This window comes from Micromonospora sp. NPDC005254, from assembly GCF_042872525.1.
Lineage (GTDB): Bacteria > Actinomycetota > Actinomycetes > Mycobacteriales > Micromonosporaceae > Micromonospora.
Genome location: NZ_JBIAKM010000006.1, coordinates 198,608 through 218,629 on the forward strand (window position 1 = coordinate 198,608; position 20,022 = coordinate 218,629).

General features: G+C 70.6%; 16 protein-coding genes and 1 pseudogene. 10 read left to right on the forward strand and 7 right to left on the reverse strand.

Annotated elements, in window-relative coordinates; all coding sequences use genetic code 11:
- Positions 1 to 120: 120 nt before the first annotated feature.
- The gene (locus ACFYPR_RS20035) at positions 121 to 1,149 is read left to right on the forward strand and encodes a DUF1731 domain-containing protein (RefSeq protein ID WP_387261483.1); all 1,029 of its coding nucleotides are present in this window, start codon (positions 121 to 123) and stop codon (positions 1,147 to 1,149) included.
- Here ACFYPR_RS20035 and ACFYPR_RS20040 read toward each other — a convergent pair.
- Together ACFYPR_RS20040 and ACFYPR_RS20045 are read right to left on the reverse strand one after the other, a co-directional pair.
- On the reverse strand, positions 1,139 to 2,872 hold the full coding sequence (locus ACFYPR_RS20040) for a cellulose binding domain-containing protein (protein WP_387261486.1): 1,734 nt from the start codon (positions 2,870 to 2,872) through the stop codon (positions 1,139 to 1,141). The two genes, ACFYPR_RS20035 and ACFYPR_RS20040, sit on opposite strands and share 11 nt — an antisense overlap.
- Positions 2,873 to 3,366: 494 nt before the next feature.
- Positions 3,367 to 4,035 (reverse strand): CDP-diacylglycerol diphosphatase, encoded by a 669-nt coding sequence (locus tag ACFYPR_RS20045; protein ID WP_387261489.1) that lies wholly within the window; start codon positions 4,033 to 4,035, stop codon positions 3,367 to 3,369.
- A 321-nt stretch (positions 4,036 to 4,356) separates the two neighbouring features.
- On the opposite strand from ACFYPR_RS20045, the gene ACFYPR_RS20050 reads away from it, so the two are divergent.
- The 3 genes from ACFYPR_RS20050 to ACFYPR_RS20060 all read left to right on the forward strand — a co-directional run bounded on the left by ACFYPR_RS20050 (position 4,357) and on the right by ACFYPR_RS20060 (position 7,822).
- Positions 4,357 to 5,910, forward strand: a complete 1,554-nt coding sequence (locus ACFYPR_RS20050) for a polysaccharide lyase family 1 protein (RefSeq protein WP_387261492.1) — start codon at positions 4,357 to 4,359, stop codon at positions 5,908 to 5,910.
- 131 nt (positions 5,911 to 6,041) lie between these two features.
- Positions 6,042 to 7,016 (forward strand): GNAT family N-acetyltransferase, encoded by a 975-nt coding sequence (locus ACFYPR_RS20055; RefSeq protein ID WP_387183526.1) that lies wholly within the window; start codon positions 6,042 to 6,044, stop codon positions 7,014 to 7,016.
- An 80-nt stretch (positions 7,017 to 7,096) separates the two neighbouring features.
- Positions 7,097 to 7,822, forward strand: a complete 726-nt coding sequence (locus ACFYPR_RS20060) for a tetratricopeptide repeat protein (RefSeq protein ID WP_387261495.1) — start codon at positions 7,097 to 7,099, stop codon at positions 7,820 to 7,822.
- A gap of 516 nt (positions 7,823 to 8,338) precedes the next feature.
- Here the strand turns inward: ACFYPR_RS20060 and ACFYPR_RS20065 are convergent.
- Both ACFYPR_RS20065 and ACFYPR_RS20070 read right to left on the reverse strand, forming a co-directional pair.
- Positions 8,339 to 8,578 (reverse strand): annotated as a pseudogene (locus ACFYPR_RS20065) (NAD(P)-binding domain-containing protein); the annotation flags it as partial.
- 29 nt (positions 8,579 to 8,607) lie between these two features.
- A complete protein-coding gene (locus tag ACFYPR_RS20070) occupies positions 8,608 to 9,099 on the reverse strand; it encodes an LLM class flavin-dependent oxidoreductase (RefSeq protein WP_354855474.1) in 492 nt (163 codons plus the stop codon).
- Positions 9,100 to 9,147: 48 nt separating this feature from the next.
- On the opposite strand from ACFYPR_RS20070, the gene ACFYPR_RS20075 reads away from it, so the two are divergent.
- Both ACFYPR_RS20075 and ACFYPR_RS20080 read left to right on the forward strand, forming a co-directional pair.
- Positions 9,148 to 9,393 (forward strand): hypothetical protein, encoded by a 246-nt coding sequence (locus ACFYPR_RS20075; RefSeq protein WP_387183532.1) that lies wholly within the window; start codon positions 9,148 to 9,150, stop codon positions 9,391 to 9,393.
- Between the two features lie 395 nt (positions 9,394 to 9,788).
- On the forward strand, positions 9,789 to 12,785 hold the full coding sequence (locus ACFYPR_RS20080) for a glycoside hydrolase N-terminal domain-containing protein (protein WP_387261498.1): 2,997 nt from the start codon (positions 9,789 to 9,791) through the stop codon (positions 12,783 to 12,785).
- An 82-nt stretch (positions 12,786 to 12,867) separates the two neighbouring features.
- Here ACFYPR_RS20080 and ACFYPR_RS20085 read toward each other — a convergent pair whose 3' ends face one another.
- Together ACFYPR_RS20085 and ACFYPR_RS20090 are read right to left on the reverse strand one after the other, a co-directional pair.
- Positions 12,868 to 13,530 carry a response regulator transcription factor gene (locus tag ACFYPR_RS20085; protein ID WP_354855471.1) on the reverse strand — a complete coding sequence of 221 codons (663 nt, stop codon included), beginning with the start codon at positions 13,528 to 13,530 and terminating at the stop codon, positions 12,868 to 12,870.
- Positions 13,531 to 13,555: 25 nt separating this feature from the next.
- A complete protein-coding gene (locus tag ACFYPR_RS20090) occupies positions 13,556 to 14,683 on the reverse strand; it encodes a sensor histidine kinase (protein WP_354855470.1) in 1,128 nt (375 codons plus the stop codon).
- 143 nt (positions 14,684 to 14,826) lie between these two features.
- Here ACFYPR_RS20090 and ACFYPR_RS20095 point away from each other — a divergent pair, with 143 nt between their 5' ends.
- The 4 genes from ACFYPR_RS20095 (at position 14,827) to ACFYPR_RS20110 (ending at position 18,519) form a co-directional block, all read left to right on the forward strand.
- Positions 14,827 to 15,816 carry a carboxymuconolactone decarboxylase family protein gene (locus tag ACFYPR_RS20095; protein WP_387261501.1) on the forward strand — a complete coding sequence of 330 codons (990 nt, stop codon included), beginning with the start codon at positions 14,827 to 14,829 and terminating at the stop codon, positions 15,814 to 15,816.
- A gap of 9 nt (positions 15,817 to 15,825) precedes the next feature.
- Entirely contained in the window at positions 15,826 to 16,278 is a 453-nt protein-coding gene (locus tag ACFYPR_RS20100) for a DUF6220 domain-containing protein (RefSeq protein WP_355066426.1), read from the forward strand.
- Complete coding sequence (locus tag ACFYPR_RS20105; RefSeq protein ID WP_387261504.1) at positions 16,275 to 18,011, forward strand: multicopper oxidase family protein; 1,737 nt, start codon at positions 16,275 to 16,277, stop codon at positions 18,009 to 18,011. The genes ACFYPR_RS20100 and ACFYPR_RS20105 overlap by 4 nt, the downstream gene beginning before the upstream one ends.
- Positions 18,012 to 18,099: 88 nt before the next feature.
- Entirely contained in the window at positions 18,100 to 18,519 is a 420-nt protein-coding gene (locus ACFYPR_RS20110; protein ID WP_354855466.1) for a VOC family protein, read from the forward strand.
- A gap of 101 nt (positions 18,520 to 18,620) precedes the next feature.
- On the opposite strand, the gene ACFYPR_RS20115 is transcribed toward ACFYPR_RS20110, so the two are convergent.
- Entirely contained in the window at positions 18,621 to 19,661 is a 1,041-nt protein-coding gene (locus ACFYPR_RS20115; protein ID WP_354855465.1) for a glycoside hydrolase family 11 protein, read from the reverse strand.
- Positions 19,662 to 20,022: the final 361 nt, after the last annotated feature.

Sequence of the window (20,022 nt, forward strand, 5' to 3'; positions counted from 1 at the left end):
GGAAGGCGCTCCCCGCAGGGAGGGAGTCGTGGTGATCGATCTTGATCCGGCGGCCGTTCCGCCGTACGCTCGGAGCATGGTTGAACATGTTCAAAAACCGGTGCCGGCCGAGGATCGACCGTGAAGATCGTCATTCCGGGCGGCACCGGCCAGGTTGGCGCGATCCTGGACCGGGCGTTGACCGCGCAGGGTCACGACGTGGTGTTGTTGACCCGCTCGCCGAGGGGTGCGCGTCAGGTTCGCTGGGACGGCGCCACGCTCGGCGACTGGGCCCGGCAGATCAACGGCAGCGATGTGGTCATCAATCTGGCCGGGCGCAGTGTGAACTGTCGGTACACCCCGGAGAACCTCGACGCCATGATGCGCTCACGGGTGGAGTCGGCGCGGGTCGTCGGCGAGGCCATCGCCGCGGCCGACCGGCCGCCCAGGGTGTGGATGCAGATGAGCACCGCGACCATCTACGCGCACCGTTTCGACGCCGCCAACGACGAGCGCGACGGCGTGCTCGGTGGCGGCGAGCACGGTGTGCCCGGGTACTGGTCGTACAGCGTCAGGATCGCCCAGAACTGGGAGGCCGCGCAGGAGCGGGCGGCGACTCCCCACACGCGCAAGGTCGCGCTGCGCTCGGCCTTGGTGATGAGCCCCGACCGCGGTGGTGTGTTCGATGTGCTGAGCTGGCTCGCGCGGCTCGGGCTCGGCGGCTCGGTCGCCGGCGGTGGGCAGTACGTCTCGTGGATCCACGACCAGGATTTCGTCCGCGCGGTGTGCTTTCTCATTGACCGCGACGACCTCGCCGGGCCCGTGAACCTGGCCGCGCCCGGCGCGGTGCCACAGCGGGAATTCATGCGGGCGCTGCGGTCGGCCTGGCGGATTCCGGTCGGCCTGCCGGCCACCCGGTTGATGGCGGAGGTCGGCGCGTTCGTGCTCCGGTCGGACACCGAACTGCTGTTGAAGAGCCGGCGCGTCGCCCCGGGCCGGCTCTCCGCCGCGGGCTTCATGTTCGACCATCCGGGGTGGCCCGACGCCGCCGTGGACCTGGCCCTGCGACGCCGGCACGCTGGCGCGGTGGGGCGTGGGGGAGCGCACGGTCGCTCGCACCCCCACGCCCGGTCGCCTTGCGACCGACTCCCGGGAGCGGTCAGAGAGTGAACACGACTGTCGAGATGCTGCGTGCGCCGACGTTGATGGTGGCCTGTCCTCCGTTCACGCTGGTCGGCTGGCTGGCCGCGTTGGCGTTCTGCGAGGTGAGGTAGTACTCGGCCCTGCTGACGTTCTGCGGGGCCTGGATCACGGCGTTGTTGACCGCGCTGTTCGACCGGTTGAGGATCACCAGCGTGATCTTGCCGTCGCCCTGGTAGGCGGTCACCTCCAGCGGCGAGGCCTTGGAGCTCTTGGTCAGGGCCACCCGTTGATAGCCCGGCCGGACGTACTTCGCGTACTGGGAGAACGCGTACCCGCGCTTGAGCGGAGCGCCCGCGGTGGTGCCGTAGGCCGCCTCGCCGTCGCCGATGAAGGAGTAGTAACGCTTGCCGTACCACCAGATGTAGGCGCTCCAGTTCGACTCCATCGACTTGTGCACCGTGCGCATGATGTCGTCGAGCGTCTCGTTCCAGACCGCCAGGTTGGCGGGGTTACCCCAGATGTTGGAACCGCCGCCGTCCGCCTCGTGGTAGTTCCACTCGGTCATCCACACCGGCTTGTTGTACTGGGCGGCCAGGGAGTACGGCGCCAGCCGACCCGCGGCCTCGGTGCCGTACAGGTGGCCGCCGATGTAGCCGATGTTGTTCCGGGCGGTCGCGTCGTTCAGGGTCGGATCGGTGTAGCCGTAGTTCATGTTGACCGCCTCGGCGACCATCAGCTTGCTGTTCTGCACCTTCGTGCCCTGATCACGGACGAAGTTGCGCAGCTCGGTGCCGCTCCAGTCCATCGAGTCGTAGTCCGGGTGCCAGTCCGGCTCGTTCTGCACCGACGTGACGTCGATGGTCACGCCCTGGCCGCGCATGTACTGGACATAGCTGTTCAGATGGTTCGCGTAGTCGTCGTAGTAGTCGGTCTTCAACTTGCCGCCGTTGGTTCGGCTGTTGTTGGTCTTCCACGCCGCCGGCGCCGTCCACGGTGAGGCGAGGATCTTCACACCGGACCCGTACGACTTCGCCGTCTTCAACGAGTTCACGTGGGTCGACCATTCACTGGACACCGGTGAGAGGCCGGTGCGCACGATGGACAGCCCGAGCTGGTTGGCACCCATCCCGACCAGCGTCTGGGTGTCGGTCGTCGACCAGGCGCTGCCCCAGATGGACTGGGCGGCCCCGAACCCGTCGATCGTCTGGTACCGGGTGGCGCTGTTCACCGTGATGTCCGCCGGCCCGGTGGGTGGCGGAGTGGTGGGTGGCGGCGTGGTCGGCGGCGGTGTCGTCGGGGGTGCCGAGGTCGGCGGCGGTGTGGTCGGCGTCGTGCCGCCGGTGCAGGTCACACCGTTCAACGCGAAGCTGGACGGATCGGGATTGCTGCCCGTCCACGAGCCGTTGAACCCGAACGATGTCGTGCCGTTGGTGGGGATGGCCCCGTTGTAGCTGACGTTCTTGGCGGTGACCGCGGCGCCGCTCTGGGTCAGAGTCGTGTTCCACGCCTGCGTGACGGTCTGGCCAGCGCTGTAGGACCAGGTCAGCGTCCAACTGCTGACCGCGTCGCCGAGGTTGGTGATGGTGACGTTCGCGCCGAAGCCGCCCTGCCACTGCGACGACACGGCATAGTTCACCGCACAGCCGGCGGCTGCGGCACCGGCCGGCGCCGCCAGGGCGACCGCCGTCGACGCCAGCAGGACGGCACCGGCCGAGACCAGGGCGGCATTGGTCACTCTTCGTTTTCTCATGAGACTTCTCCTGAAGGGGTGGTGGCGGCCGACGCATCCGGTGGTGCGGTCTTCGGGCGAGCGCCGGGCGGTACGTCAGCAGTGCGTCAGGCGATGCTCGGGAGCGCTCCCAAGCGTGCGGCGGCGGGGTGTCGAAATATCGCCCGTCCAGTCCAGTCCCGCATGGCAACCCGCGACATCACCTGTCGGCCACCGACTCTCGCGCTACGCAGACAGGCGCGGAGAAGACACCGGGGGAACGCCGGTGCGGAGGCCGGGGCGGCGGCACCGATCGGCCCTCGTGCCATCGGTCGCGGATACGCGAGCGGCGCAGGACTGATGGTGCGGCGAACGGGTCCAGCGGGACTGTGGCACCCTCCTCTGTCGGCCGGCTCCTGGTCCGGGCCGGCCTCGCTGCTCATTCGCGGGCTCGCGGGTGAGTGCCGCACAGCGAGCGTACGAAACAGTTTCTTGTTGCCAGGAATTTATTTCGTCAAGTGGTGCCTGTCAATGCGTCACGCGTACGCGAGCAGGAAGTCGACGGTCCCGGTGCCGCCGGGCTGGCCCGGGGCGACGGGCAGGCCGGGTTCGCTGTTCAGGACGTAGAAGCCGCCGCTGCCGATCAGGCGGGGTGTCACGGCCATCGTCTGCGCCGCCATGGTCGCGCCGGTCGGCCGCACCACGCTGTCGAGCAGGAGCCGGAAGAGGTTCGTGTTCAGGTTCGCGACGTGGAGCACCCGGTACGAGCGGGGGGCAGGAGCGCCGGTGCTCGTCAGTCCCCAGATCGGCACGATCTGGTTGCGCCACCGCGACGGGTTGTTCGTGATCGTGCTGTCGTGGATGTTGAGCTGGGTCTGGATGCCCGAGTGGATCCCGGCCAGGTGGATGTGCAGCTGGTCCTGCGTACGGATCGCCGGGTCGGCCGAGTTGATGCCCAGCCCGACGTGGGGATAGACGACGTGTCCTGCCTGGCCCGGTTGGGCGTTGTCCCACGCGTCGAGCCAGTAGTTCGGCGCGCTGGCGGTGGTGATGAACGGGCACTCGATGCCGCGGATCCGACAACTGGGGACCAGCAGGAAGTCGTGGTTCGACCCGGATCCTCCATTGAGGATCACGTAGGTGGGGGTGGTCCGCAGGCACTGGGGGAACGGAGGGCCGGTCCTGGTGCCCTCGCAGACCTGCACCCTGTCCCAGAGGTCGCAACGTCTGCAAAAAACCTGCAAACGCTAACCCTTGCCCAGAGGGAAACCGCTTTCCTACGATTGCGTTGCATCGATGTTTCATCGCCGAACTGGGCGGGCGCGTATCGGGATGCGCCTTCGACGACGCGCCGCTTGGCCAGCGGTTTCGCCGCGCACGCCAGGGCGATGAGGTTCTCCGCGATGAGCAGACAATTGATTGCCGTCAATGCAAAGTGATCGACTTGAATCGCGTACCCGTGGAGGGTCGGCGCGTCGATCGCCGCTGCCGTCGGCACATTCAGACGATGACGAAGGAGACGCGACATGAGACGACCAGTCGCACTGCGACTTCTGGCGGCGCTGGCCACGGCCGCTGTCGGGATCGCGGTCGGGGGAACACTGTCCACCCCGCAGGCGTCGGCGGCGGCCGGCACCGCCACCGGCTACGCCACCCAGAACGGCGGGACCACCGGCGGCGCGGGCGGGCAGACGGTACGGGCCAGCACGGGCACCGCGATCCACGCGGCGCTGTGCGGGCGGGCCAGCAGCAGCACCCCGATCACCATCGAGGTGACGGGGACGATCAACCACGGCAACACCAGCAAGGTGTCGGGGTCGAGCTGCAACACCGCCGACGGCGTGATCGAGCTCAAGCAGATCAGCAACGTCACCATCATCGGGGTCGGCAGCGGTGCGATCTTCGATCAGTTGGGCATCCACATCCGCGACTCCAGCAACATCATCATCCAGAACGTGACGGTCCGGAACGTCAAGAAGTCGGGTTCGCCCACCTCCAACGGTGGAGACGCCATCGGCATGGAGAGCACGGTCCGCAACGTCTGGGTCGATCACGTCACCCTGGAGGCGTCCGGCGGGGAGTCGGAGGGCTACGACGGCCTGTTCGACATGAAGGACAACACCCAGTACGTGACCCTGTCGTACAGCATCCTGCGCAACTCCGGTCGTGGCGGCCTCATCGGCTCCAGTGAGAGCGACCTCTCGAACGGCTTCATCACGTTCCACCACAACCTGTACGAGAACATCGACTCCCGTACGCCGTTGCTGCGCGGCGGCATCGCGCACATCTACAACAACCACTACGTGAGCCTGCACGAGTCCGGCATCAACTCCCGGGCCGGCGCACGGGCCAAGGTGGAGAACAACTACTTCCGGAACTCGAAGGACGTCCTGGGCACCTTCTACACCAACGAGCGCGGCTACTGGCAGGTCAGCGGCAACACCTTCGACAACGTCACCTGGTCCAGCGCCGGCAGTGAGAACTACCCCGCCGGCCCCAACCCGACGTCCAACACCACCGTCAGCATCCCGTACGCGTACCGCCTCGACGGCGCGAGCTGCGTACCGGACGTCGTCCGTCAGACGGCCGGCGCCAACACGGGCCTGCGGGTTTCCGACGGGAGCTGCTCGCCGCAGACGCCGCCGCCGACCACCGCTGCGCCGACCACCGCGCCGCCGACCACCGCGCCGCCGACCACGCCGCCGCCGACGAGCGGGACCAACCTCAGTCTGGGGGCCGGGGCCGACGGTTCCAGCAAGGCCAGCGGGACCAGTTACGGCAACGTGCGCGACGGCGACATCAGCACCTACTGGTCGCCGGCCGGATCGACCGGCTCCATCTCGATCAAGTGGGGATCCGCCACCCGGGTGTCCCGGGTGGTCATTCGGGAGCCCTCCGGGACCCAGGGCTCCATCGGCTCCTGGCAGCTCGTCAACCACGACACCGGCGCCGTCCTGGCCTCCGGCAGTGGCGCCGGCGCGATCACCTTCACCGCGACGGCACTGAGCAAGATCACCTTTAGGATCACCAGCTCGAGCGGTGCGCCGCGGGTCGGCGAGTTCGAGACGTACGCCAGCTAGCCAGCGGATGGGCGGGGGTGGCGGCCGGCCGCTCCCGCCACCGTCGTGGTCCATGAAGGACGCGGGCCGGATCGCGCTGGTCCCGGGCAATCACGCTCGGCTGGCTGTCAAATGACTGTTAGCGTGCGGCAATGTCCGCAGGTCGAGAGGGGACGCAGGCGAGCGGCGGCGGTCCCGGGGTGACCGACGCGGGTCGCCTGGCGGCATTCAGCGACGGCGTGTTCGCCATCGTCATCACCCTGCTGGTGCTGGATCTGCGGGTCCCGGAGTTCCACGAGGGTGGGCTGGCCGAGGGGCTCCTCGGGGAGGGGCCGGCCTATCTGGCCTTCGTCGTGTCGTTCATCTATGTCGGTGTTCTCTGGCTGAATCATCACGCCGTGCTCCAGTTGGTCCGGGGCACCACTGCCGCCTTCAGCTCGATCAACCTCGGCATCCTCTTCGGCGTGGTGATCATTCCGTTTCCCACCGCCGTCCTGGCGTCGGCGCTGGCCGACGGCAACACCGACGATCTGCGCGTGGCGGTCGTCCTGTACGCGTTCGCCGCAGCACTGATGTCGGCGCCCTGGTGGGTGCTCTTCGCCTATGTGCGCCGCCATCCGGAGTTGCGTGCCGACTCCGTCGACCAGGAGCAGGTCCGGGTGCAGGAGGCCCGGTCGATCGTCGGCCTGGTGCTCTACGGCCTGACCGGGGTGCTCGGTTGGTTGGTGACCCCACTGCTCGGCCTGATCGGTGTGGTCGTGATGATCATCTTCCACGGCGCCACGAGCCAGGGTCTCCGCCACGGGGACGGTCTGTTCGGGTCGCTGATGGGCGGCGCGGTTCTCGACGCCGAGCGGATCGACGGCTACCTGTACGAGGAGGCCGGCGAGCACCTCGGCACGGGTCTCGGGATGCGGACCCGAGGTGTGGTCGGCGTCTTCAACATCGCTGTCGTCCCGGGCGCGCGCGGTCGTGGCCTGGGTCGCGCGATCACCGAGAAGGTGCTGCGCGAGGGTGTCGCGGCCGGTGCGGACGCGGCGTACCTGCAGACCAGCGCGCTCGGCCGGCCGCTGTACGAGTCGATGGGCTTCCGCCTCCTGGAGAACTGGACCGCCTTCCATGCGTGACCACGCGCCGAGACGGTCGGGGCCGCGGCGCGGTCGACGCGTCGACGCGCCCGTGCACGAGACACGAGGGGACCTCAACCGTGAGCTTCAGTGACGATGTCCGCTCGGCCTTTCGGCGTGGGGAGACCGACGCGGTGGTGCGGATGAGTACGGCCGAGATCGAGCGGGCTCGGGCCGTCGGCGACGCCGCCGGCAAGGTGGAGGCCCGGTACAGCCTCGCGCGGGTGGCGATTCGTGGCGGCGACCTGACGCTCGGGGAGGCGCGGGCGCGGGAGGCACTCGACGTCGCGGTGCGCTCCGGCGATCGCGCGTTGGAGGAGCGGCCGAGACACGTGCTGGCCGCGGTGGCGCGGATGGCCGGCGATCTGACCCGGGCGCGGGATCTGTACCGGGAGAGCATCGCGCTGAACGAGACGCTGGGTCGGCCGGAGACCGTCAACTCCGAGACGCGCAACCTGGCCTTCTGCGAGCTGGGTCTCGGCAACCTCGCCGAGGCGAGGAGGCTGTTCACGCTCAGCCGTACCCGGGTGTTCCGGCACGGCTGGGACGAGTTCGTGCCGTACGTCTGCGTGGCGGGCGCGGCGCTCGCGTCCGCCGAGGGCGACCACCCGCGAGCGGCGCTCATGGTCGGTCTCGCGGACGCGGCGTTCGCGGCGCTCGGCCAGGTGCCGGACCCGGACGACGCGGCCGACCTCGCCGCCGTGCGAGACGCCGCGATCGAGGCGCTCGGCCCCGCCGCTTACGCCGCCGCGCAGGAGCGGGGTGGGCACCTCGATCCCCGTACGGCGTTCGACGACGACCACTGAGAGGTACTGGCGGTCAGGCCGGCGGCTCGGGAGCCGACTGGGCATCGTGATCGTCGCCCGCACGGGCCCGCGCGGCGGCGACGGCCTGGCCGCGCTCCGACCCGGGAAGCGGTCGAGCATCGCGCCCACCTCGTCGGCGCTCACGTTGGCGCCGAACAACTCGCTGCCCGGCTCGAGTCGTACCCCCTCGGCGAGGGGGCCGGCGACGACCGGGTCGAAGCCGAGATCGTCCACAAGGGACGAGACCGTGGCGAGGCCGGCCTCGTCGTCACCGGCGATCGCGATGGCCTTGCGGCCGGCCGCGCCCGTCGGCCGCGCCTCGTCCTCAAGGTCGTGGTAGCCCATGTGGTTGAACGCCTTGACGACCCGCGCGTCGGCCAGGAACGCCTGGACGATCTCACTGGACGAGGTGCGCGGGTCGGTCAGGTCGTCGCGGATGCCGTCCACCTCCCACCAGTAGTTCATCGCGTCGACGACGAGCTTGCCGCGCAGCGCCTCGGCGGGGAGCGCACGGTACTTGCCCAGAGGGAGGGCGAGGATGACGATGTCGGCGCCGGCCACGGCGTCGACCGCGGTGGTCGCCACCGCCCCGGGCGTGAGCACCTCGACGGTCAGGGCGATCTTCGCCGGGTCGCCGGAGCCGGCGACGAGCACCCGGTAGCCGGCGGCGAGCGCGAGCCGGGCGAGGACGGTGCCCACCTTGCCGGCGCCGAGGACGGCGAGGGTCCGGGGGCGGTCGGGGCCGCTGTCGTTCATGTCTTCCTTCCCGAGGGTCGGCCGGCGGGTCAGCTGGCCAGGATGTCGCGGACCATGGGGATCACCCGGGAGCCGTACAGCTCCACGGCGCGCATCCGGGCGCTCACGGGCTGCGCTCCGGCGGTGTAGATGAGGTCGAACCGGCCGACGCCCAGGCTGCGGATGGCACCAGCCATCCGCCGGGCCACCGTCTCGGGCGAGCCGATGTAGAGCGAGCCGTGCTCGACCTCGGAGTCGAACTCCGTACGGCGGATCGGTGGCCAGCCCCGCAGCGCGCCGATCCGGTCCCGCATGACCCGGTAGTGCGGCCAGAACAGCTCCTTGGCCTCCTCGTCGGTGTCGGCGATGAAGCCGGGCGAGTGCATCCCGACCGGGTGCGCCGTGGTGCCGAGCTGGTCGGCCGCCCGGCGGTAGAGGTCGATGTAGGGCGCGAAACGCTCGGGAGCGCCGCCGATGATGGCGAGCATGAGCGGCAGGCCGTACCGGGCGGTCCGCACCACCGACTGGGGGGAGCCGCCCACGCCCACCCACTCTACGTCGTCTGCTACGTCGGCTTCGGCCTTCCCACCGTGATCGCCGGCTTCCTCGTCGTCTACGCCGGCGGTCTGCCGCAGACGGCCGGCGAGTACTCGGTCGCCGTCATCCTCCTCGCCCTCGTCGCCCTGCTCGGGTGCGCAGAGCGACGAGGGCGGCACCCGGCTGATGCCGGGAACACCGCACCCGCCGCCGGCGCAGGACGTGGCGCGGTGATCGCCGACGGCGCTGCCCGCACGCGATCACGACCCGGCTGCCGGGGCGCGTCGACGGCGACCTGACGTCGGCCCGCCCCACCGTCCACCGAGGCCAGCGCGGCGGTGTTGCTGCGTGTCCGCCTCCACCGGCGCACCGACAAGAATCGTCAGATGTATTGGCGAGGTTGGTCGGTGGTGCAGGTGTCCACCGTGGCCGCCGGCCCCCGCCACCGCTCCGGGCGAGTCCGATCTCTCCTGATAAGGGTCGGGTCGCCGCCCACGATCCTTCCAGCTATCGACCGTTGCCTATTGCGTGACGCCGGAGTAATCTTCCCGAAACACATCAGACGTTTCGTCGTCTGAGGGTCTGCCAACGGCCTGCGCAGCGAGGTCAGGTCGGTGCCACCGCGCGGATCCGCTATCGGGCTTCGGCGTTGTCGCGCTTGGGGTGGCCGGATCGGTCACCGTTTGGAGGATCGATGTCAGACCTGACCCGGCGCCAAGCCCTCAAGATCGGCGCAGCCGGCGCGGGCGGTGCCCTGCTGCCGCTGCCCTGGACGGCGACCGCCCAAGCCGACGCCGTCGCGCCGCCGCAGGTGCTGGCGGCCAACGACCTCGCCCTCTGGTACGACGAGGGTGCCGGCACCGACTGGCTGCGGGCCCTGCCGATCGGCAACGGCCGGCTCGGCGCGATGGTGTTCGGCAACGTCGACACCGAGCGACTTCAGCTCAACGAGGACACGGTGTGGGCCGGCGGCCCGCACGACCCCAGCAACACCAGAGGCGCGGCCGCGCTGCCGGAGATCCGGCGACTGGTCAACGCGAACCAGTGGACGCAGGCCCAGGACCTCATCAACCAGACCATGATGGGCAACCCCGGCGGGCAGTTGGCCTACCAGACCGTCGGCAACCTCCGGCTCGCCTTCGGATCCGCCAGCGGAGCGTCCCAGCACAACCGCACGCTCGACCTGACGACCGCCACCGCCACGACGTCGTACGTCCTGGGTGGCATCCGTTATCAGCGTGAGGTCTTCGCCAGCGCGCCGGACCAGGTCATCGCGATGCGACTGACCGCCGACCGCACCAATTCGATCAGCTTCACCGCCACGTTCGACAGCCCTCAGCGCACGACGGTGTCCAGCCCGGACGGCGCCACGATCGGCCTCGACGGCGTCTCCGGCAGTCAGGAGGGCGTCACCGGGCAGGTCCGTTTCCTCGCCCTGGCCAACGCCACCGTCACCGGGGGCACCGTGTCCAGCTCCGGCGGCACCCTGCGGGTCACCAACGCGACAAGCGTGACCCTGCTCATCTCGATCGGCTCCAGCTACGTCAACTACCGCAACGTCGGTGGCGACTACGGGGGCATCGCGCGACAGCGCCTCAGCGCGGCGCGCGCCTACAGCTACGACCAGCTGCGCAGCCGGCACGTCGCCGACTACCAGGCGCTGTTCGGGCGGGTCACCATCGACCTGGGCCGCACCTCCGCCGCCGACCAGACGACGGACGTCCGCATCGCCCAGCACAACAGCGTCAACGACCCGCAGTTCTCCGCGCTGCTGTTCCAGTTCGGCAGGTACCTGCTGATCTCGTCGTCACGACCCGGCACCCAGCCGGCGAACCTCCAGGGCATCTGGAACGACTCGCTGACCCCCTCGTGGGACTCGAAGTACACGATCAACGCCAACCTGCCGATGAACTACTGGCCGGCCAACACGACCAACCTGGCCGAGTGCCACAACCCGGTGTTCGACATGGTCCGCGACCTGTCGGTGGCCGGCGCCCGCACCGCCCAGGTGCAGTACGGCGCGGGCGGCTGGGTCACCCACCACAACACCGACGCGTGGCGGGCCACCGCCGTCGTGGACGGCGCGTTCTGGGGCATGTGGCAGACCGGCGGCGCCTGGCTGTCCACGCTGATCTGGGACCACTACCAGTTCAACGGTGACGTCGAGTTCCTGCGGACGAACTACCCGGCCATGAAGGGTGCCGCACAGTTCTTCCTCGACACGCTGGTGACCGAGCCGACCCTCGGCTATCTGGTGACCAACCCCTCGAACTCGCCGGAGCTCAGCCACCACGCGAACGCCAGCGTCTGCGCCGGCCCCACCATGGACAACCAGATCCTGCGTGACCTGTTCGACGCGTGCGCCCGCGCGAGCGAGATCCTCAACGTGGACAGCACCTTCCGGGCCCAGGTCCGCGCCACCCGGGACCGGCTCGCGCCGATGAAGATCGGCTCGCGGGGCAACATCATGGAGTGGCTCTACGACTGGGTGGAGACCGAGCCCAACCACCGGCACATCTCGCACCTGTACGGGTTGGCCCCCAGCAACCAGATCACCAAGCGCGGCACCCCGCAGTTGTTCGAGGCGGCCCGCCGCACGCTGGCGTTGCGCGGTGACGACGGCACCGGCTGGTCGCTGGCCTGGAAAATCAACTTCTGGGCGCGGATGGAGGAGGGCAAGCGGGCCCACGACCTGATCCGCTACCTCGCCACCACCGCCCGGCTCGCGCCCAACATGTTCGACCTGCACCCGCCGTTCCAGATCGACGGCAACTTCGGCGCCACCGCCGGCATCGCCGAGATGCTGCTCCAGAGCCACATCGGTGAGCTGCACATCCTGCCCGCGCTGCCGCCGGCCTGGCCCAGCGGACGGGTGACCGGCCTGCGGGGCCGCGGTGGGCACACGGTCGGCATCACGTGGGCGAGCGGCGCGGCCACCGAGGTGCTCGTCCGTCCGGACCGTGCCGGCACCGTCCGCCTGCGGTCGCGGTTCCTGACCGGCACCGTCAGCGTCGTCGACACCGCCGACGGGACGTCGCCCCGGGTCACCCGCGTCGAATCCGACCTGATCGAGGTCACCGTGCAGGCGGGACGCACCTACCGGGTGACCAGCACGGGTGTCGCCACGCCGACGCTGGAGCAGAGCTTCACCAACGCCGGCATCAGCAACGACAGCAACACCAACGTCGCAAACTTCGACGGCAACGGCGCCAGTCTCTCCGCGCAGGCCCTGGCGCAGGCCGGCGCCAGCCCGGGCAGCACGGTGAGCCGCAACGGAGTGACCTTCCGCTGGCCCAACGTCAGCCCCGGTACGGCCGACAACGCCATCGCCTCTGGCCAGACCATCGGCGTCAGCGGCACCGGCAGCACGCTCGGCTTCCTCCTGACCGGCACCTACGGCGCCGTGTCGGGAACAGGCACCGTGGTGTACGCCGACGGCACCCGCCAGACGTTCACGTTGAGCACGCCCGACTGGTACGGCGGGCCGCAGTCCGGGGCGACCGCCGCCATCGTGTCGGCCTACCAGAACCGGCCCAACAACGCCCGCCAGGCCACGGCGGCCTGCATCTACTACGTGGGCGTGGCGTTGCAGAGCAAGGCGGTGACCCAGGTCGTGTTGCCCAACATCAGCGCACGGGCCGCGGCGAACGTGCCGACCATGCACGTCTTCGCCATCGCGATCGGGTCCTGACCTTTCGCCTCGCCACCTCCCCGGCGCTGAACGTCGGGGAGGTGGCGAGATCTCGCGGCCGGGCCGCCGGCGGGCAGCGCGGTCACCGGCGGCGCGGCGTGATCAGTCCCGACTCGTACGCCCACACGACCAGCTGGGCCCGGTCACGGCAGTGCAGCTTGGTCATCGCCCGGTTCACGTGTGTCTTGGCGGTCAACGGACTGATCACCATCCGCACGGCGATCTCGTCGTTGGTCATCCCGCGGGCGACGAGCTCGACGATCTCCTGTTCGCGGGCGGTCAGCACGTCCCGGCCGGCCGCCGGCACGGCTGGCGGTGGGCCGGCCACGAACTCGCTGATCAGCGTACGGGTGACGGCCGGCGCGAGCAGTGCATCGCCGCGCGCCACGACGGCGACGGCCTGCAGCAGGTCGGCGGGGTCGGCGTCCTTGAGCAGGAAACCGCTGGCGCCCGCACGCAGGGCGGCGAAGACGTAGGAGTCGAGCCCGTAGTTGGTGAGAATGAGAATCCGGATCGCGGCAAGGTCGGGGTCCGCGGCGATGCGCCGGGTCGCCTCGATGCCGTCGAGCCCCGGCATCTGCACGTCCATCAGCACGACGTCCGGGCGCAGGCGTCGCGCGAGGTGCACGGCCGACGTGCCGTCGGTGGCCTCACCGACGACCTCCAGGTCGTCCTCTGCCTCCAACAGCGCCCGGAACCCGGCTCGCATCAGCGCCTGGTCGTCGGCGAGCAGGACCCGGATCATGCCGGCTCCCCGCGCCGTCGCCCGGTCATGCCGGCTCGTCGAGGGGGAACGTGGCCCGCACCGTGAACCCGTGGTCGTCGCGGGCGGCGGCTTGCAGGGTGCCGCCCAGTCCGGTGACCCGTTCCCGCATACCGCGCAGTCCCACCCCCGGTGTCGGGGGCCGCGCCGGCGACGCCCGCCCGTCGTCGGTGACCGCGACGGTCAGCCCGGCCGGGGCGTACTCGACGTGAATGTGCGCGGTCGCGGGGCCGGCATGGCGGGCCACATTGGTCAGGGCCTCCTGGACGACCCGGTAGCCGGCCTGGTCGACCTCGTCGGGCAGGCTCCGGGGCCGGCCGCTGACGGTGACCTGGACCGGCACGCCGACCGCCCGGGTTCGCTCGGCGAGTTCGTCCACCCGGGCCAGCCCGACGCGGTCGTCGTCGGGGGCGCGCAGGATGTCGAGGGTGGTGCGTAGTTCCCGCATCGCGGCGCCGCTGGCCTCCTGGATCGCCAGCAGCGTGGCCGACGGTTCCTCGCCGTGCTTGCGGGCCAAATGCACGGCGATCCCGGCCTGCACCTTGATCACCGAGATGCTGTGGGTCAGGGAGTCGTGCAGGTCGCGGGCGATGCGCAGACGCTCCTCCCCGGCACGGCGCAACGCCATCTCCTCGCGGGTGCGTTCGGCCTCGATGGCCCGCTGTTCGACCTGCTCCAGGTACGCCCGGCGTTGCCGGCCGACGAGCCCGGCGACGTTGGCCGCCACGAACCATCCCAGCAGCAGGGCCGTCCGCTCGACGATCAGCTGGTTGGGGCGGTCGGCCGGCGCCACCGAGACGTCGCGGGCCAGGAAGCCACCGAGGAAGGCGAGGCTGGCCACGGCAGCGGCCGCCCGGCGACCCCGCCAGGCGGCGAGGTAGACCACGCCGAGCACGGGGAACGCGGCGGACACCCCGGAGTGCACCCGGATGTGCAGGGCCAGCATGGCGGCGGTCACCACGCCCAGCGCGACCACCGGGTACCGCCGGCACACCGCGAGGGCCGCCGCCATGGCGAGGACCAGGGCGACGTCGAGGGCCCCGACGGTCGCGGCGTCCGGTGCGAGCGCGGCGTTGCCGAGCAGCAGGCCGCCGAGGGCGAGTCCACTGAGGGCGTACGGCAGGTCGCGGCGCATGGTCGCACTGTAGAACGGCCGTCGTCCGTCAAGCATCCCGCGCGTGCGGTAGATCAGGCGTACCACGGGGGTGGTATCGCGGCGGAGCAAGTGTCTGCGGCGGAACGACGTTTTCCCAGCCCGCCACGGCAAGCATCGACCTCATGACATACCGCTTCTTCACCCCCATCCCCACGAAGGCGGCCACCGGCCGCACCGCGGAGGTCTACCAGCAGTCGCGCGAGGACTTCCTCGGGCCGCTGCCCACCTTCCAGGTGCTCTCGGCCGTGCCGGAGGTGCTGGCCGCGACCTGGTCGCTGCTGCGCGAGGCCCTGCTCGCCGGGGACGCGTCCCGGGTCGAGCGCGAACTCGTCGCGGCGGCCGTGTCCCGGGCCAACCGCTGTCAGTTCTGCGTCGACGCCCACGTGCTGCTGCTGCACGCCCTGGGCGAGCGCGCTCTGGCCGAGGTCGTCGCCCGGGGCGGGACGCCACCCGACCCGAGGCACGCCGAACTCACCCGCTGGGCCCAGGCCAGCCGCAGCCCTCGCGCCGCCGACTGGAGCAGCACGTACCGCCCGGAGGTCACCGGTACGCTGCTCGCCTTCCACTTCATCAACCGGATCGTCTCGGCGCTGCTCGACCCCGACCTGCTCCCCGGCGGCCTGCAACGCTCCCCGCTGGTGCGTTCGGTCGGGGGCCGGTTGTACGCCAGGGCCGCCCGGGAGCCGAAGGAACCCGGTCGCAGTCTCCCGCTCATCGAGGCGGGTCCGACGCCGCCGCCGGCGTGGGCGGGGGACAGCCCGGTCGGTGTCGCCTACGCGTCGTTGCGAACCGCCGCCACCCGGGGCGGGGACCTGCTGGGCGACGTGGCCCGCCAGACCGTGACGGCCACGGTGCGCTGGGAGGACGGGCGGTTCCCGGCCCGGCCCGCCGACTGGGCCGTCGACCTGGTCCGGGACGTGCCCGGCCGGGACCGTATCGGAACCCGGATCGCGTTGCTGGCGGCGTTCGCGCCCAGCGCGATCAGCGTGGGGGACGTCGCCCTCTGGCGGCTGTCGCACCCCGCCGACGCCGACCTCGTCCGGCTGGTCGCGTACGGGGCGATCACGGCCACCGACCATGTCGCCCAGGCCCTGGCCTCGGCGCACCTCTAGGAGATCACCATGCGTAAGGCATTCGTCGTCAGCGCCGCCCTGCTGCTCATCGCGTTCGCCGTCCAGTTCGTCTTCGCCGCCGTCGGCGCGTTCACGAAACCTGGGGGCGACGGCGCGTACGCCCTGCACAGTGTCAACGGCATGGCCGTCATCCCCGTCCTCACCCTGCTCACCGCCCTGTTCGCCGCGCTGGCGAAGGCGCCGGGCCGACTCGTCGGACTGGCGATCCTGCCGGTCGGCCTCGTCGTCGTGCAGGCGCTTCTCGCCATGCTCGCCAACGCCTCCACCGACGCCGCCGGAGTCAGCACCGCGTTCGGCCTGACCCTCGGCGGGTTGCACGCGCTCAACGGCATCGTCGCGGTGCACGTCGTGGTCGGCGTCCTTCGGGCAGCGCGGAGGCTGGGTGGTCCGGCGCCGGTGGGCGACATCCGCGCGGCCGTCCGGGAGGGGGAGCCGGCATGACCACCGGCTCGCTGCTCGTGGCGGACCTCGTGCTCGCGGTCCTCACCGCCGCCGGATGGTTGGGTGGCGGCGCCGCGGCGGCCGCCCGGCGCCGTCCGCTCGCACTCGGGCTGGCCGCCGTCGCGCTGCTCGCCACGCTCGGCCGCGCGCTCACGGTGATCGCGCTCGCCCGCGCCGGCTGGTGGTTCGCCGCGGAGAAGGTCCTCATCGCCGCGCCCCTGTCGCTCGCCGCGGTGGTCGTCGCCGGGCCGCGGCTGCTGCGGGCCGCGGGCGACCTCCGGTCCGTCGCGGTCCCGCTCCTCTTCGCCGGGTACGCCGTGAGCGGCGCCCTGCTCGTGACGATCCTGCACGGGTATCCGGCGTCGGCCTCGGTGGGGCTGCTCGCGGTCGCCGGGGTCGGCACGGCGGCGGCGGTCTCGTGGCGCTTCCTCGCGCGCCCGTCCCGGACGGTGTCCCGGGCGGCCACCGTGGTGACGGTCGCGGCCCTGCTGGCCGGAACCGGGCTGGCCGTCGCCACGGACGCCGCGCCCGCCGTACCGCATGATCATGGCTATCCGCAGCTCCGGACCACCGACGAACCCACTCGGCGGTTCACCCTGACGGCCGGGACGGCCAGGGTGAACGTGGGTGGCCGCGACGTCGCGGCGTGGGCGTTCAACGCGCAGGTACCCGGGCCGGAGTTGACCGCCACCGTCGGCGACGTCGTGGAGGTGACGCTGCACAACCGGGACATCGGGCGGGGCGTCACCCTGCACTGGCACGGGTACGACGTGCCGAACAGCCAGGACGGGGTGCCCGGGGTGACGCAGGCAGCGGTGCTGCCCGGCCAGGAGTTCGTCTACCGGTTCCGTGCCGATCAGGCCGGGACGTACTGGTACCACACCCACGCGGTGTCCGACGTCGGTGTGCGGATGGGCCTCTACGGCGTCCTGGTGGTGCGCCCGGGGCCGACGACCGGCCTCGACGTCACCGTGCCGGTGCACACCCTGGCCGGTCGTCCGCTGCCCCCGGCGCGAGTGGAACGGGTCGAGGCCGGCGTGCCGGTGCGGCTGCGCCTGATCAACACCGACAACACGACGCACCGGTACGCCCTGGCCGGGGCCGCCTTCCGGGTCGCCGCGATCGACGGCTCTGATCTGCGGGGTCCGACGCCGCTCGCGGACACCGCCGTGCTGATCCCGGCCGGAGGCCGCTACGACCTGGTGTTCACCGCGCCGGCCAGCCCGGTGGCGCTGTTCGTCGACGGACGGGTGGTCTACTCCACCGGGGAGGTGTCGACGGCGACCGGCGGGTGGCCCGTCCTGGACCCGCTCACCTACGGCGTGCCGGCTCCGGTGCCGTGGGCCCGGTTCGACCGGAAGTTCACCCTCGTCCTCGACCGTGGTCTCGACCTGCGCGGACTGCTCCCGCGATACGCCCACACCGTGAACGGCGCGGCCGATCCGGACATCCCGCCGCAGGTCGTCCGCCGCGGCGACGTCGTCCGCTTCACGATCGTCAACCGGTCGCAGACCGTGCACCCGTGGCATCTGCACGGCCACCACGTTCTCGTGCTGTCCCGCACCCGGAAGGCGGCGATCGGAAGTCCGTTGTGGCTGGACTCGTTCGACGTCCGGCCGGGTGAGGTGTGGGAGGTCGCGTTCCGAGCCGACAACCCGGGGATGTGGGCCAACCACTGCCACAACCTGGGGCACGCCGACGCCGGGATGACGCTGCACCTGATGTACTCGTGATCTCCCGCGCCGTTCCCGGTTTCGGCCCGACCCTGGCGGGAACCCCGTCGCCGCCCGTGCAGCGGAGGCAGGCGACGAAGAGGTGGCTATGACGCTGGCCAACCCGGCTCCCGACTATTTCGAGCCCGAAGACGGCATGTTCCTGGCGACGCTGCTCATCGTCCGCGACATCGATCGGTCGCGGGAATACTACGAGCGGGTGTTCGGGGCGACGTGCGTCCATGACGCGAACCCGTTGATCATGAGGTTCTTCAACAGCTACATCATCATCAACGTCGAGGGCGGCCCGACGGACGACAAGCCGACGGTCCAGGCCAAGGCCCCGGTCGACGCCAACACCCTGAGCTGCGCGATGAATGTCCGGGTCCGGGACATCCACGCGCTCTACACCGAGTGGAAGGCCCGCGGCGCGGATTTCCTCACCGAGCCGAAGGACCACGGCACGGAGATCCGTTGTTACCTCCGCGACCCCGACGGCTATCTGGTGGAGATCGGGCAGGGCCTCTAGGCCGCGGAGTCCCATCGCGGGCCGCCGGATCGGGCAGGCGCAGCACCCGGCCCCGTCGCGCGGCGGCGGGGCCGGGTGTCGGTGCGCGGAGTCGGTCGGGATCAGCTGGTTCCGCAGCTGACCGTCGGCCAGTTCCAGTTGCCGTTGGCCATGATCGTTATGCCGAAGTTGTTGCCGTTGCCGTTCGGCCTGGCGGTGACGGTTCCGCTGGTGCCGCTGACGGAGGCGTTCCAGCTGTTCTGAATGCTCTGGCCGCCGCCGAGTCCGAGTCTGACGACCCAGTTGCTGGTGCCGCTGACCGCGACGTTCAGATTGAAGCGGTCGCCCCACTGCTGACCGGCGGAGAGCGTCGCGTTGCAGGTGCCGGTCCCCGGGTTACCGGTGGTGGGCCCGGAGGTGGGTCCGGAGGTCGGGTTGCCGCCGCCGCCCTCCTGGACGGTGACGTCGGAGCTGCCGCTGCTCTGGTAGCCCTCGGTGGCCATGATCTGGTAGCTGTGATTGGTGCCGAGGTTCAGGCCGGCGCGGGCCCAGGCGTCGAAGTGGTTGGCGGTGGTGATGGTGCCACTCGAGCGCTTGTTCTGACGGACGCTCCAGTACTGGTAGAACGTCTGGTTGCCGTCGATCGACGGGGCGTTGACCCGCTGGCTGCGCAGGATGTCGTAGGTGCCGCCGTCAGTGGTCACCGTGCCCAGCCGCTGGGCGCCGCTGCTCGGGTTGTAGCTGCCGAAGTTCTCCACCACGTAGTACTCGATGAGCGGGTTGCGCGTCCATCCGTACAGGGCGAGGTAGGTGTTGTTGTTCCCCGGGTTGTAGTTGGCCGAGTAGCTGACCGTCCGCCGCGAGCCGGTGGCCCAGCCCTTGCCGCCGACCCAGTTGTTGGTGCTGCGGTCCCAACTGCTGGAGTACCGGCCGTCGGCGCGCAGCGTCATGCTGGCGTTGCCGCCGTCCTTCCAGAAGGAGAAGTAGTAGCCGTTGTGCGTGCCGGTCAGGCTCGAGGTGAGCGTCCGGTCGGCCTCGGCGTACGCGTTGGTCGCCGTCACCGTGCCGGCGATGGCCAGGACGGCGGCGCAGGCGGCGCCCAGGAGCAACCGGATTCGGCCGCGCCTCCCTGGCCTGGTGGGGGTGTGGCTGGTGTCGGTCATGTGGGTGGTTCCTCCTCGTAACGGCCACGGCGTCGTGCCGCGTGGTGGTGGTTGGCCGGTCGTCCTGCACGACGACCGGAGGAGTGGGCCGTGGTGGCTGGTGCTGACGGTGATTGAGCGTCGTCGATGGGGACCGTATTAACCCGGTCGTCGACTTGTCAACAATTTCCGGAAACGCCGTGGCAACATCGCTCTCGGCTCCCCCTGCGGGAGGGACGCGTGTCGAGCCAGGTCAGTAGTCAATCAGAGTTCGGTATCGTCATACGACTGCGGGCGCCGACGGACCTCACTTCGGCCGGAAGCCGCCGAAATTTCCGAAGACTTTCCGGACCTTGACCACCAGGTGCGGGAAGTGGGTCCG

Excerpts from the sequence above, each read along its gene's own strand:
- ACFYPR_RS20115 (WP_354855465.1), bottom strand. The coding sequence starts at position 19,661 with ATGACCGACACCAGCCACACCCCCACCAGGCCAGGGAGGCGCGGCCGA.
- ACFYPR_RS20105 (WP_387261504.1), top strand. The coding sequence starts at position 16,275 with ATGACCACCGGCTCGCTGCTCGTGGCGGACCTCGTGCTCGCGGTCCTC.
- ACFYPR_RS20040 (WP_387261486.1), bottom strand. The coding sequence starts at position 2,872 with ATGAGAAAACGAAGAGTGACCAATGCCGCCCTGGTCTCGGCCGGTGCC.
- ACFYPR_RS20110 (WP_354855466.1), top strand. The coding sequence starts at position 18,100 with ATGACGCTGGCCAACCCGGCTCCCGACTATTTCGAGCCCGAAGACGGC.
- ACFYPR_RS20095 (WP_387261501.1), top strand. The coding sequence starts at position 14,827 with ATGACATACCGCTTCTTCACCCCCATCCCCACGAAGGCGGCCACCGGC.
- ACFYPR_RS20055 (WP_387183526.1), top strand. The coding sequence starts at position 6,042 with ATGTCCGCAGGTCGAGAGGGGACGCAGGCGAGCGGCGGCGGTCCCGGG.
- ACFYPR_RS20085 (WP_354855471.1), bottom strand. The coding sequence starts at position 13,530 with ATGATCCGGGTCCTGCTCGCCGACGACCAGGCGCTGATGCGAGCCGGG.
- ACFYPR_RS20080 (WP_387261498.1), top strand. The coding sequence starts at position 9,789 with ATGTCAGACCTGACCCGGCGCCAAGCCCTCAAGATCGGCGCAGCCGGC.
- ACFYPR_RS20090 (WP_354855470.1), bottom strand. The coding sequence starts at position 14,683 with ATGCGCCGCGACCTGCCGTACGCCCTCAGTGGACTCGCCCTCGGCGGC.
- ACFYPR_RS20050 (WP_387261492.1), top strand. The coding sequence starts at position 4,357 with ATGAGACGACCAGTCGCACTGCGACTTCTGGCGGCGCTGGCCACGGCC.
- ACFYPR_RS20100 (WP_355066426.1), top strand. The coding sequence starts at position 15,826 with ATGCGTAAGGCATTCGTCGTCAGCGCCGCCCTGCTGCTCATCGCGTTC.